The sequence below is a fragment of the Deltaproteobacteria bacterium genome (assembly GCA_035063765.1).
GTDB lineage: Bacteria > Myxococcota_A > UBA9160 > UBA9160 > PR03 > CAADGG01.
Genome location: JAPSFT010000001.1, coordinates 95,957 through 107,761 on the forward strand (window position 1 = coordinate 95,957; position 11,805 = coordinate 107,761).

General features: G+C 73.0%; 14 protein-coding genes and 1 tRNA gene. 3 read left to right on the plus strand and 12 right to left on the minus strand.

Annotated features, from left to right (window positions below):
- Positions 1 to 17: 17 nt before the first annotated feature.
- Genes OZ948_00515 through OZ948_00525 form a run of 3 tightly spaced genes read right to left on the minus strand, consistent with a single transcriptional unit; the run spans position 18 to position 3,896 of the window.
- Positions 18 to 1,604, minus strand: coding sequence for a DUF4350 domain-containing protein (locus tag OZ948_00515; protein ID MEB2343207.1), 1,587 nt, complete (start codon positions 1,602 to 1,604; stop codon positions 18 to 20).
- Positions 1,601 to 2,641, minus strand: a complete 1,041-nt coding sequence (locus OZ948_00520; protein ID MEB2343208.1) for a phosphotransferase — start codon at positions 2,639 to 2,641, stop codon at positions 1,601 to 1,603. The genes OZ948_00515 and OZ948_00520 overlap by 4 nt, the downstream gene beginning before the upstream one ends.
- Positions 2,628 to 3,896, minus strand: a complete 1,269-nt coding sequence (locus OZ948_00525; GenBank protein MEB2343209.1) for an aminotransferase class III-fold pyridoxal phosphate-dependent enzyme — start codon at positions 3,894 to 3,896, stop codon at positions 2,628 to 2,630. The genes OZ948_00520 and OZ948_00525 overlap by 14 nt, the downstream gene beginning before the upstream one ends.
- Before the next feature lie 122 nt (positions 3,897 to 4,018).
- Between OZ948_00525 and OZ948_00530 the strand changes: the two genes are divergently transcribed.
- From OZ948_00530 to OZ948_00540, 3 genes are all read left to right on the plus strand, one after another.
- Complete coding sequence (locus tag OZ948_00530) at positions 4,019 to 4,507, plus strand: hypothetical protein (protein MEB2343210.1); 489 nt, start codon at positions 4,019 to 4,021, stop codon at positions 4,505 to 4,507.
- Between the two features lie 125 nt (positions 4,508 to 4,632).
- Positions 4,633 to 4,761 (plus strand): hypothetical protein, encoded by a 129-nt coding sequence (locus OZ948_00535; protein MEB2343211.1) that lies wholly within the window; start codon positions 4,633 to 4,635, stop codon positions 4,759 to 4,761.
- Positions 4,758 to 5,234: a helix-turn-helix transcriptional regulator gene (locus tag OZ948_00540; GenBank protein ID MEB2343212.1), complete on the plus strand. Its 477-nt coding sequence runs from the start codon at positions 4,758 to 4,760 to the stop codon at positions 5,232 to 5,234. Before OZ948_00535 ends, OZ948_00540 begins: the two co-directional genes overlap by 4 nt.
- Positions 5,235 to 5,280: 46 nt before the next feature.
- On the opposite strand, the gene OZ948_00545 is transcribed toward OZ948_00540, so the two are convergent.
- The 9 genes from OZ948_00545 to infC all read right to left on the minus strand — a co-directional run bounded on the left by OZ948_00545 (position 5,281) and on the right by infC (position 11,783).
- A tRNA-Pro gene (locus tag OZ948_00545) sits at positions 5,281 to 5,357 on the minus strand.
- A 64-nt stretch (positions 5,358 to 5,421) separates the two neighbouring features.
- Positions 5,422 to 6,147 carry a hypothetical protein gene (locus OZ948_00550; protein ID MEB2343213.1) on the minus strand — a complete coding sequence of 242 codons (726 nt, stop codon included), beginning with the start codon at positions 6,145 to 6,147 and terminating at the stop codon, positions 5,422 to 5,424.
- 68 nt (positions 6,148 to 6,215) lie between these two features.
- A complete protein-coding gene (locus tag OZ948_00555; protein ID MEB2343214.1) occupies positions 6,216 to 6,617 on the minus strand; it encodes a MerR family transcriptional regulator in 402 nt (133 codons plus the stop codon).
- 102 nt (positions 6,618 to 6,719) lie between these two features.
- On the minus strand, positions 6,720 to 7,043 hold the full coding sequence (locus OZ948_00560; protein MEB2343215.1) for an integration host factor subunit alpha: 324 nt from the start codon (positions 7,041 to 7,043) through the stop codon (positions 6,720 to 6,722).
- A gap of 31 nt (positions 7,044 to 7,074) precedes the next feature.
- Positions 7,075 to 9,489 (minus strand): phenylalanine--tRNA ligase subunit beta, encoded by a 2,415-nt coding sequence (gene pheT / locus OZ948_00565; protein ID MEB2343216.1) that lies wholly within the window; start codon positions 9,487 to 9,489, stop codon positions 7,075 to 7,077.
- Positions 9,489 to 10,514: a phenylalanine--tRNA ligase subunit alpha gene (pheS, locus tag OZ948_00570; GenBank protein ID MEB2343217.1), complete on the minus strand. Its 1,026-nt coding sequence runs from the start codon at positions 10,512 to 10,514 to the stop codon at positions 9,489 to 9,491. The genes pheT and pheS overlap by 1 nt, the downstream gene beginning before the upstream one ends.
- Before the next feature lie 11 nt (positions 10,515 to 10,525).
- Complete coding sequence (rplT, locus tag OZ948_00575) at positions 10,526 to 10,882, minus strand: 50S ribosomal protein L20 (GenBank protein MEB2343218.1); 357 nt, start codon at positions 10,880 to 10,882, stop codon at positions 10,526 to 10,528.
- 38 nt (positions 10,883 to 10,920) lie between these two features.
- Entirely contained in the window at positions 10,921 to 11,115 is a 195-nt protein-coding gene (gene rpmI / locus OZ948_00580; protein ID MEB2343219.1) for a 50S ribosomal protein L35, read from the minus strand.
- Positions 11,115 to 11,783: a translation initiation factor IF-3 gene (gene infC / locus OZ948_00585; GenBank protein MEB2343220.1), complete on the minus strand. Its 669-nt coding sequence runs from the start codon at positions 11,781 to 11,783 to the stop codon at positions 11,115 to 11,117. The genes rpmI and infC overlap by 1 nt, the downstream gene beginning before the upstream one ends.
- Positions 11,784 to 11,805: the final 22 nt, after the last annotated feature.

The following is an 11,805-nucleotide window of genomic DNA, read 5'->3' on the forward strand; positions in this document are numbered from 1 at the left end:
GCGGCGCGCGCGGGCGCTCAGCGTGCCCGGCGCTCTCGCGGGGCTCCGCTCTTTGCGGCGCGCTCGAGGACGTTGCGCGTGATCCGGTCGATGAAGGGGTCCGGAGCGCTGAGGCCCCAGGGCCACTCGGTGGTGCCCGCGCTGAAGACCTCCCCGCGCCCGCGGCGGAAGCTGCCGAAGGCAGCATGGCCGCGCAGGGCGCGCTCGATGTCGCCGCCGAAGACGCGATCGGCGACGAAGCGCGCGTCGTCGCGGCCGAGGAGCCCCTCGCCCGGCGTGTGCGCCGGCTCGCCGAGCGTCGCCGGGGCCAGGCCGACGATCTCGAAGTCCTCGGGCGTCCCGCCGACCCCCGTCGGCACCGGAAGCCCGTTCTCGAAGCGGAAGTCGCAGCCATCCGTCTCGTAGGCGCAGAGCGCGAAGTCGTCGCCGAGGACGTCGCCGTAGAACAGGTCCGTCCCGGCCAGCGACCAGTGCTCCGGGCGATGGATCGTGTAGCCGGCCGAACCACGCGAGAGCGCGTAGCCGACCCGCGCATAGCCGGCGCGCGCGAAGCTGAGGCCGGTCATCGCGGTCTCGGGCCGCCCGATCAGCGGGTCGGACCACAGGCTCGTCACGCGCCGCTCGCGCGGGGTGCCGAGGACGGGATCGTCGGTCGGCGCCGTGAACTTGTAGCCGGCCATCTCGCGGCCATCGCGCTCGAAGCGCACCTGCCAGAACGCCGCGTTGCCGGAGAAGAACGAGGCCTGACCGCCCGCGTCCACGAAGGCCTCGACCGCGTCGCGCTCCTCCCAGGTCCAGTACTCGTCGTGACCGACACTCAGGTACGACGGATAGGGGGCGAGCGCATCGGGCCTCGCATCGAGATCGCTCTGGGCCAGGTAGTCGAGCGCGATCCCCTGGCGCTCGGCCCAGGCCACGAACTGCTGCTCCCACTTGTGGAGGAAGCCGGCGGGCAGGTCCCAGAGGGAGGCGCCCGCCACCGCGAGCGCCGCCGCGGCATCGGGCAGACCGAGGGCCTGGCCCATCCCGCGCCGGCGGCTCGTCGGGATGCGCGCCGGCCCGGGCGGCGCGAGGAGGCAGCGCGAGTACGGGCGATCCCAGGCGACGACGGGCGCGGGCGCCGGGCGGTGGACGAGCTGGTTGGGGCCGTCGGTGAAGGCGGCGTCGTTGCCGTAGAGGTTCTTGCCGCCCCAGCTGTTGTAGGCCTGGTAGGTGTTGGTGGCGAGCACGAGGACGTGGCGCGCGCGCGCACCCGGGTTCGCCGAGCGCACGACGAGGAAGTGCTCGGCGTCGAGATCTCCCCCGCGCAGCCGGACCCGGTAGTACCCGCTCGGCCAGTCCGTTCCGACGCGCAGGGAGAAGCTTTCCGGCCAGCCACAGCCGGCCCGGTAGGCGTCCGCGGGCACCTCCCGCGGCGCGGCGTGGATGCCGCCCTGCTCGACCACCGTCTGCTCGGCGGCGCCCGCGCGCGAGACCGTGCAGGTGAGCGCGTCCGAGCGCGGGCTCGAGACGAAGAAGGTGGCGGTCTCGCCCGGCGCGTAGCTCGTGGCGTCGGCGTAGAGCCACAGGGCGCTCTCGTAGTAGCCGGGCGGACGGGCGCTCATCCGCTCTCCCCGAGGTAGGCCGGCGCGAAGGCCTCGAGCGCCGCGAGCAGGCGCGGCGCGATCTCCTCGGCCTTGCGCAGGTGCGAGCGCGTGGCGCTCCAGCCGAGGTAGCTGAGCGCGCGCGCGAGCAGGAACGTGGGCAGCCGCGCCAGCTGCTCCTCGGCGAGCGCGCGGCGCTCGCGGAATCCCGCCACCAGGGCACCCAGGCAGGCGTCGAAGGAGGGCTCGCCGAGCAGGTCGAAGACGGCGGTGGCGAAGTCGAGCAGGGTCCAGCCCTCCCCGCAGTCGTCGAAGTCGAGCAGGCGCAGGCCCGTGTCGCCGAGCATCAGGTTCTCGGGAAGGAAGTCGCCGTGGCAGAGGCCGAAGCGGTCGGGGGTGCGGCCGAAGGCGGCGAGGTCGGTGCGCAGGCGCTCGGCCAGGCGGTCGAGGAGCGCGCGCTGCGCGGGCGCGAGGCGCGCGAGCCGCCGCCAGTCGCCGAGCTGGGCGGTCGCGCCGAAGATCCCCTCGGCGTCCCAGACCGGGCGCGTGAAGCCCGGCGGGCGCTGCCAGGCCTCGGCGATGTTGGCGATCGAGGCCGCCTGGCGTCCGACGTCGGCGTAGACGCGCGCGAGCTCCTCGTCCGGGAGCGAGAGGGCCGCTCCCGTGGCCCGCAGCGGCCGGCCCTCGATCCACTCGAAGAGATCGCACTGGCGCGGCTCGGGCACGGCCGGGCTCGTCGCCCGGACGAAGGGCGCGCCGTCGCGCGCCGCCACGACCTCGGGCGTCGCGACGCCGCCCTCGCGCAGCGCGCCCATGAAGGCGAGCTCGCTCGCGATCTCGGCGTCGCTGCGGTAGCCGGCCTGGTGGATGCGCAGGGCGAAGCGGCCGCGCGCGCCGGCCTCCACGCGGAAGGTCATGTTCTCGCGGTAGGCCACGGGCGCGAGGCCGGCGTCCCCGAGCGCCCAGGCTTGCAGGGCCTCGCGCGCCAGGGTCTCGAGGCCGCGGATCTGCTCGGCCTCGGGCTGCGCGTAGAAGGCCGGGCGCTCAGCCCGCGACACGCTTCACCGCGGTCTCGAGCTTGTCGAGCGCCTCGTCCACGTAGGCGCGGTCGACGAGGAGGCCCGTCTTCCACTGGAGATAGCGGCGGTCGAAGCCTGCGAACATCGCCCAGAGGCCCACCTGGTAGAGCGCAGCCGCCATCCGGAGGCCGCCGTTCGGGTCGTCGAAGCCGAGGCCCACGATCAGGCCCTGCTGGCGCACGTCGCAGAGGTAGGGGCGGCGGGCGCGCAGGTCCGCGAGGCCGCTCGCGAGATGGGCGGAGATCTCCGCCACGTTGCGCGCGGTCTGCTCGGAGGCGCAGAGCTCGAGCGCGTGCAGGGCCACCACGCAGCCGAGCTCCGAGCCGCCGAAGGTCGAGACGTAGCCCCAGCCGCGCTCGTGGAGCCAGCGGCCCGCGCGGCGGCCGAGGACGCAGACGCCGATCGGGTAGAGACCGGCGCCGAGACCCTTGCCCGAGATCAGGAGGTCGGGCTCCACGCCGAAAGCCTCGACGGCCCAGAGCCTCCCCGAACGGCCGAGTCCGGTCTGCACCTCGTCGGCGACGAGCAGGGTCCCGTAGCGATCGCAGAGCGCCCGCAGGCCCGGCAGGTAGTCCGGGGGCGGGACGGGGAAGCCGAAGGTCGCCGGGATCGGCTCGATCAGGACCGCGGCGACGTCGCGCGGGGCCAGCGCCGTCTCGGCGGCGTCGAGGTCGCCGAAGGGGATCTTCGTGAACTCGCCGGGGTGGTCGGAGAGGAAGAAGGCCGCGTCGGCGTCGTTGCCCGCCGCGCCCGAGAGCCCGGAGGTGCCGTGGAAGCCCGCCCCGAGCGACACGATCCGGCGCCGTCCCGTGGCATGGCGCACGGACTTGATGGCCACGTCGTTGGCCTCGCTCCCGCTCGGCGTGAGCACCGAGTAGTGGAGGTCGCCCGGGGTGAGGGCTGCCAGACGCTCGGCCAGCCGGCCGCGCGCCTCCGAGGGGAAGTGGTGGTTCCCGACGTCGAGGGTCTCGAGCGCGCCGGCGAGCGCCGCCAGCATCCCGGGGTGGCGATGCCCGAGGTTGTAGGTGCCGCCGTTGAGGTGCAGGTCCTGGAGCTCGTGGCCGTCCACGTCCCAGATCCGGTAGCCCTCGCGCCGCCCGATCACGAGCGGGATCCCGGCGCCCGTCCAGGCCTCGACCCGGTTCGGCATCAGATAGGCGTGGTTACGGAGCAGGGCCTCCCGCTTGCGCGGCGAGACCCCGAGGCGATCGAGCTGGTCCTGGAACGACGTCACGACCGGGTTGGAGTCCGAGGCAACGGCGGTGGCTGGTCGGGCCGGCGGGATTCGAACCCGCGAGCTCCTGAACCCCATCGCGCCCGATCGGCATACGCAGTAATGCGATACGTTGCGCTCGCGTGCGATTCCTCTCGCATGTCTCCGCTTTTCATCTCGACGCCTCCGAACGCCTCCACATCATCGAAATCGGCCCCGATTGCTGGCCCTGGGCCTTCCCGGAACGCGAACCGACTCACCGAAGGAAGTCGCGAGCGAAGGAACGTCGGATGGCGAAGCGCAACAAGCGTACCGTCGACGCCGCAGCCCCGCGAGAGCGCGACTGCGGCATCCGGCGCGATCCCGAGAACCGGCGGGAGCGCTTCCTCTCCGCGGCCGAGCCGACGCGCCGGGGCGCGGCCCGGAAGGGGCTGGAGGAGTCCTGCGAGGCCGGCAAGGACCCCCGGCGCCAGCAGTCGGAGCTTCCGGCCGCCCTGGCTGCCGTGCGACTCCTCGTGTTCACCGGGGTTCGGGTGGGCGAGATCCGAGAAGGGAGTAGCGTCCGGCGAGGCTCACCGGCCAACGCCCCGCCCGATCGGGCCACGCAGGAAGCCACCCGGGTGGCCAGGTGACACCTGCACTCGTTCCGGTCCAAGCTTGCAACCGATACCACTGTTGGTAACATCTGCCAGTGGCTAAGGTCCGCCGGGGAGGCCACGTCTTCCTTACCTGGAAGGGGGACCACAGCCCCCGCCACGTGCATGTCTACCGGGACGGCAAGCTCGTGGTGAAATGGGACCTGGACAACTGGCAGCCCATGAAGGGCCGGGCCACAGCGAGGGTCCGCCGGCTGATCCGCGAGCTCGACAACGAGGGCGCACTGTGAAGATCCGCAAGGTCGAAGCGAACAACCGAAAGGGCGAGTTCCGAGTCGTCACCTACTCCGGCGACACCTACGTCTTCCCCTACGTGAAGGCCGAGCCTCAGCCGAATTCGGCCGACAGGGTCGCGGACGCCTACGTGGACCAGGAGCTGGGAAGGGAGGCCTTCACCTACGTCCTGGAGTCCGGTGACGAAGGATCCGTGCATCTCGACCAGGTGCTCGAGTACAACGAGGATCCCAACTACCTCCGCGACCTCCTCATCTATCAACTCACTGTGGAGGCCAAGAAGCGCGTCGACGAGAGCGGCCTCAGCCGCCGCGAGCTGGCCCGACGGCTCAAGACGTCCGTGCCGCAGCTCTATCGCCTACTCGACACGACGAATACCCGGAAGTCCATGAACCAGCTGATCTCGCTTCTCCAAGTGCTCGATTGCAGCGTTGACGTGATCGTCACTGGCAATGAGACTGGCGCGTAGGCGCGGGATCAAGAGAACGGCCGCGCTCGGCTCGTTCCGGAGGCATTGGTCGGGCCGGCGGGATTCGAACCCGCGACCTCCTGAACCCCATTCAGGCGCGCTACCAGGCTGCGCTACGGCCCGACTCGGGGAGGGTGTAGCGGGCGGGGGTCGGGGCTGTCGATGGCCGGGGCGGCGGCGCGCGGCCTCAGGCCCCGGCGGGTGCGCGCGGAGCGGCGTCCGGGGCGGCGCGCTCCCTGGCCTCGATCGCGGCCCAGGCACGGCGCGTGACCTGGATCGTGACGAGAACGCACGCCACGAGACCCAGGACGAAGAGCACACCCCCGGTCTCCCACTCGCGGTGACGGCTCGCCGCCATCCGCGTCACGTGGGCGGCGACGGCGCCGACGTACACGGTCGGGAGGATGTGGGCGAGCATGGCGACGTTGCCGAGCAGGGCGAAGCGGAGCGGGGCCCCCGCCGCGCCGAGGGCGTAGCTGAGCAGCGCCTGGTTCACCGGGAGCAGGCGGATCAGGAAGGTGAGGCGCGGGCCTCCCTCACGAGCCGCAGCGACCACGGCGCGCAGGCGCGGCTCCGCGGCGAGCAGCCGCAGCACCCGAGCGCCGAGCCAGCGGCCGCTCGCCCACTGCACGAGCAGGCACATCGGGTAGGCACCGGCGAAGTACGCGGCGCTCCCGAGGCCGAGGCCGAAGCAGGCGCCGGCCGTGACCCCGAAGACCGAATCGGGGATCAGCAGCGGGCCGAGGAGCACGATCGCGAGCGCCAGCCCGATCGGTCCCCAGGGTCCGAGCTCGGCGATCACGCGCTCGAAGGCCGGCAACGCATGCTCGACGCGGTGGCCCTGCCAGGCGAGCAGGGCCACCAGCGCGGCGCCGCCGGCGAGCGCGGGGGTCGAGCGGCCGGGCGGCCTCACGCAGAGCGCCCGCCGGCCGCCTTCGGCACCCGATGGCGCAGCGAAGTCATCCGCCCGGCCCCGCCCGCCTAGAGCAGCGCGCGAATCGCCCGCAGCTCCTCGCGCACGCGCCGCAGGCTCTCGATCGGCTCGACCTCGAGGCCCAGGTCCAGCTGCGGCTTGTCGAGAGCGCGGTGGATGCCCATCTCGCGCAGCTTCTTGCGCGCGCCCGCGATCGTGAAGCGCTCCTCGTGCAGCAGGCGCTTCAGGAGCTGGACCACCTCGATGTCGCGCTGGCGGTACATGCGCTGCTTGGAGCGCGACTTGGCGGGCGCCATCCAGCGGAACTCGGACTCCCAGTAGCGGAGCACGTGCGGCTTCACGCCCGTGATCCTCGCCACCTCGCCGATCCGGAAGTAGCGCTTCTCGGGCGCCGTCCCGTCGGCGGCGTCCGGGCCACCCGTCGGTGTCACGTGGGCAGGACCTTCCAAGCGCCCCTCCCCTCTTCGGATCCCCTGCGTCCGGCTCCGCGCGGCTCACCCGTCCCGTCGATCGCTTTCGCAGCCCCCCTCCGCGAGCCCGCCCTTCCGCGGCTATTCCTCGTCGTCCTCCTCGTCGTCGGAGCCGGCCAGCTCGGGGTTGTCCTCGTTCAGGAGGTTCTTTAGCACGAGACTGGGCTTGAAGGTGAGGACTTTCCGCGCCTCGAGCAGGATCTCCTCGCCGGTCTGGGGATTGCGGCCCTTGCGGGCGTTCTTCTCGCGGACCACGAAGTTCCCGAAACCGGAGATCTTGACCTTCTCCCCGCGCTCCAGGGTCTCCTTGATGATCTCGAAGACCTTCTCGACGAGGTCCGCCGACTCCTTCTTCGAGAAGCCGACCCGCTCGTAGATCTGCTCCACGATCTCGGCCTTGGTCATGGTCCGCCCTCCCATCGAGTCGTCCCCCACCTCAGTCGCCTCCCTGTCGCAGCTCGCCCTGGAAGCGGTCTGCCAGCATGCCCACGACCCGCTCGAGCGCCCGCGTCACCTCGGCGTCGGTGAGCGTGCGATCGCGCCGCTGGAACACGAGCCGGAAGGCCACGCTGACGCGCCCCTCGGGCACGCCGCGGCCCTCGTAGCGGTCGAAGACGGCCGCCTCGGCGAGGTGCGGGCCCGCCGTCGCGCAGATCGCCTCGAGCACCCGGGCCGCCGCCACGCCGTGCGGGAGCAGGACGGCCAGGTCCCGGCGCACGTGCGGATGGCGCGACGGCTCCTCGAAGCGGTGCGGCTCGGGCCGTGCGGCGGCGAGCGCCGCGAGGTCGAGCACGAGCACGGCGCAGGGGACGTCGATCCCGAGCCGGGCGGCGGCGTCGGGATGCAGCTCGCCGAGCCCTCCGACCACGCGGCCCCCCACCTCGATCCTGGCGCTGGCCGCCGGGTGCCACCAGGGCGCGCCGGCGCCGGCCTCGAAGCGGGCACCGAGCCCGAGGGCCTCGAGCACCTGCTCTGCTGCGCCCTTCAGCTCGAAGTAGACGGGGACGGGCGGGCCCGCCTGCCACAGGCCGTCGGCGCTCCCCGCGATCGCCGCCACCAGCTCCGGCCGCTCCTCGGGAAGCTCGCCGGGCGCCCGGGGATGGAAGGTCGCGCCGAGCTCGAAGAGGCGTACCCGCTCGAGCTGCCGGCTCCGGTTGCCGCGGACGGCGGCGAGGATCGAGGGCACGAGCGTGGTCCGCAGCGCGCCCTCCTCCTCGGTCAGGGGGTTCTGCACCCGCACCAGGCGCCGGCGCGGGTCGTCCCCGGCGAGCCCGAGCTCGTCGAGCGCCGCCGGGCTCGTGAAGGGCAGCGTCATGCACTCGAGGAGCCCCGCGGCGCGGAGCGCGTCGCGGGCGGCGCCGGCGAGCACGCGCGCGCGTGCCTCCTCGACCGGAGCGAGTCGCTCGCTCGGCATCGTGGTCGGGATCCGGTCGTAGCCGTGGATGCGGGCGATCTCCTCGACCAGGTCCACCGGCCGGCGCAGGTCGTTGCGAAAGCTCGGGACCCGACAGCGGAGCGGCGTCGCGTGGGGATCCTCGACCCCGACGTCCACCCGCGCGAGGAGCGCGACGATCTCCTCCCGCGTGAGGGCCGTGCCGAGCAGGCGGTTCGCGCGCGCCGGATCGAGCGCGAGGATCGGCACGGGCTCGAGCGGCGCGCCGGCGGCCTCGACGACCCCTGGCGCCACCTGGCCGCCGGCCAGCTCGGCGAGCAGGCGCGCAGCCCGGTCGCAGGCGCGGTGCACGCCCTCGCGGTCGACCTGGCGCTCGAAGCGATAGGAGGCCTCGCTGTGGAGGCCCAGGCGGCGCGCCGTACGGCGCACGCGGGTCGGGTCGAACTGGGCGCTCTCGAGGAAGACGTCCCGGGTGCGCTCGCCCACCTCGGTCTCGGCGCCGCCCATCACGCCCGCCAGCGCGATCGCGCGCTCGGCGTCGGCGATCACGAGGTCGCCCGGCTCGAGCGCGCGGCACTCGCCGTCGAGGGTCGCGAGCTTCTCGCCGGGGACCGCGCGCCGCACGCGCACGACGCCGCCGCGCAGGAGCGCCGCGTCGAAGGCGTGGAGCGGCTGGCCGAGCTCGAGCAGCACCAGGTTCGTCACGTCGACGACGACGTTGATCGCGCGCAGGCCGGCCGCCTGGAGTCGCTCCTGGACCCAGGCCGGGCTCGGGCCGACCCGGACCCCCCGCACGAGCCGCCCGGCGTAGCGCGCGCAGCCCTCCGGGTCGGCGATCTCGACCCGGAACGAGCCGGCCGCCGGCGCCCCGGCCTCGGGCGGCTCGGAGGGCGGCACGCGCAGGGCGCCTCCGAAGTGCGCCCTCACCTCGCGCGCGATCCCGAGCAGCGAGGCGCAGTCGCCGCGGTTCGGGGTGAGCGCGATCTCGACCACGCGATCGCCGGCCGCCAGCACCTGGTCGAGGGGCGCGCCGACCGGCGCCGCGGGATCGAGCACGAGGATCCCGGCCTGGTCGTCACCGAGGCCCAGCTCGCGGGCCGAGCAGATCATGCCGTGGGAGCTGACGCCGCGGATCTTCGCCTTCTCGAGCTTGCGCCCGTCGGGGAGCGTGGCACCGGGTGAAGCCACCGCGACCTTCTGGCCCGCCGCCACGTTCGGGGCACCGCAGACGATCTCGACCGGCTCGCCGCCGCCCAGGTCCACGCGGCAGAGCGCGAGCCGGTCCGCGTTCGGGTGGCGCTCGCGGCTCACGACCAGCCCCACGCGCACGCCCGAGAGGTCGGGCCCCACGCGCTCGACGCCCTCCACCTCGAGCCCGCCCTGGGTGAGCCGCGCCAGCAGCTCCGGCTCGGGCGGAAGCGCGATCCACTCCGCGAGCCAGCGCAGCGGCACGCGCATCAGACCTGCTCCAGCACGCGGGCGTCGCCGTCGAAGAGCAGGTGGATGTTCGGGATGCCCCAGCGCAGCATCGCGGCGCGGTCGAGCGTCATGCCGAAGGCGAAGCCCTGCCACCGTTCGGGATCGATCCCGCAGTGCTCGAGCACGACCGGGTGGATCATCCCGCAGCCGCCGGCCTCGATCCAGCCCGACTGCGAGCAGGTGGCGCAGCCGGCTCCCGCGCAGATCCGGCAGCGGTAGTCCATCTCGGCGGAGGGCTCGGTGAAGGGGAAGTAGGAGGAGCGGAAGCGCAGCTCGACGTCGGCGCCCATCATGTGACGCTGGAACGCGTAGAGGATGCCCTTCAGGTCGGCGAACGAGGCCGTCTCGTCGACCATGAAGCCCTCGACCTGGTGGAACATCGGCGAGTGACGCGGGCTGCGGTCGCAGCGGTAGACCCGGCCCGGCGCGATGAAGCGGAAGGGCGGCGTGCGACCGGTCATGGTGCGGATCTGGACCGGCGAGGTGTGGGTGCGCAGCACGTGGCCGCCCTCGACGAAGAAGGTGGCCTGCATGTCCCGCGCCGGGTGGTCGGCGGGCATGTTGAGGGCCTCGAAGTTGTTCCACTGGCTCTCGACCTCGGGCCCTTCCTCGACCGAGAAGCCGAGCCCGTGGAAGAAGGCCACCACGTCGCGCTCGACGCGGGTCACCGGGTGGAGCGCACCGCGCGGCGGGCGCCAGCCGGGCAGCGTGACGTCGAGGCGCGGCGCTCCGAGCGCGCTTGCACGCGCGTCCCGCTCGAGCTCGGCGCGGCGCGCCTCGACGAGCGCCTCGATGCGCGTCTTGATCGCATTGGCCTGCTCGCCCGCGCGCGCTCGTTCCTCGGGCGAGAGCTGCCCGATCCCGCGCAGCGCCGCGGCGAGTGCGCTCTTCCTGCCGAGCAGGCGCGCGCGTACCTCGGCCAGCGCCGGCAGGCTCGAGGCCCCGGCCAGCGCCTCGCGCGCCTGCCCCTCGAGCGCCTCGAGGCTCGCGTGCTCGGCCGCCACGCCCGTCCCGGTCAGGCCGTCTTCGCGCGCGCCCGCTGGACCAGCGCCGCGAACGCCTGCGGATCCACCGCCGCCAGCTCCGCCAGGTGCTTGCGGTCGATCTCGACGCCGGCCTTGCGCAGGCCGTCCATGAGCTGGCTGTAGGACAGGCCGTGCTCGCGGGCCGCCGCGTTGATGCGCGTGATCCACAGGCTGCGGAAGTCGCGCTTGCGCTGCTTGCGGTCGCGGTACGCGTAGGTCCAGGCCCGCTCGACGGTCTCCCGTGCGACCTTGAACAGACGGTGCCGCGAGCCGAAATAGCCCTTGGCTTCCTTCAGGATCCGGTTGTGCCGGCGCCGCTTCGCGACGCCCCGCTTGACTCTCGGCATGCTTCGACCCTTCCTTGCGCCGGCTCGCGCCGCCGGGCTCAGCCCGGCAGCAGCTTCTCGAGCCGCTTCTGGTCCACCGCGGAGGCCACCACCCGATCGCGCAGGTGGCGCTTCCGCTTGGAGCTCTTCTTGGTGAGGATGTGGCTCATCCCCTTCTGGGAGCGGACGAACTTGCCCGTGCCCGTGCGCTTCACGCGCTTGGCCGCTCCCCGGTGCGTCTTCATCTTCGGCATCAGTTCTCTCCCGGCGCCGGCTCGGCGGCCGGCGCTCCCTGCTCTTCCGTCCCGCCGGCACCCGGCTCGCCGGACCCGGTCCCGTCGGCCTGTTGCCGGGCCCGTTCGAGGCGTGCGATGGCGTCGCGGTTCGGGACCAGGATCATCGACATGAACCGCCCCTCGAGCCGCGGCGTGCTCTCGACGTTGGCGATGTCGGCCAGCATGGCCTTCACCCGATCGAGCTGCTCGAAGCCCAGGCTGGTGTGCACGATCTCCCGGCCCCGGAACATCAGCGTCACCTTGACCTTGTCGCCCTCGATCAGGAAGCGCCGCGCGCTCCGCACCTTGAAATCCAGGTCGTGGTCGTCGGTGCGCGGCCGTAACTTCACTTCCTTGAGCGTGGCGGCATGCGCCTTGGCCTTGCTGGCCGCCTGCTTCTTCTTCTGCTCGTACTTGTACTTCCCGTAGTCCATGATGCGACACACGGGAGGATTGGCTCCGGGCGCCACCTCGACCAGGTCGAGGCCGCGCTCCTGCGCCTTCTGGAGCGCGTCCCAGGGCGTCATCACGCCGAGCTGCGACCCGTCGTCGTCGACGACACGGATCTCACGGGCGCGGATGCGCTCGTTGACACGCTCGGCGCTCTCGGGCCGGACGTCGCGTTCACCTCGCTTGGGGAATCGGATGCGCGTTCCTCCGCGGGACGGT

What these genes read in the sequence shown, in the direction of transcription:
- rpmI (MEB2343219.1), bottom strand. Translation starts at nt 11,115, where the DNA reads ATGCCGAAGATGAAGACGCACCGGGGAGCGGCCAAGCGCGTGAAGCGC.
- OZ948_00560 (MEB2343215.1), bottom strand. Translation starts at nt 7,043, where the DNA reads ATGACCAAGGCCGAGATCGTGGAGCAGATCTACGAGCGGGTCGGCTTC.
- OZ948_00515 (MEB2343207.1), bottom strand. Translation starts at nt 1,604, where the DNA reads ATGAGCGCCCGTCCGCCCGGCTACTACGAGAGCGCCCTGTGGCTCTAC.
- rplT (MEB2343218.1), bottom strand. Translation starts at nt 10,882, where the DNA reads ATGCCGAGAGTCAAGCGGGGCGTCGCGAAGCGGCGCCGGCACAACCGG.
- pheT (MEB2343216.1), bottom strand. Translation starts at nt 9,489, where the DNA reads ATGCGCGTGCCGCTGCGCTGGCTCGCGGAGTGGATCGCGCTTCCGCCC.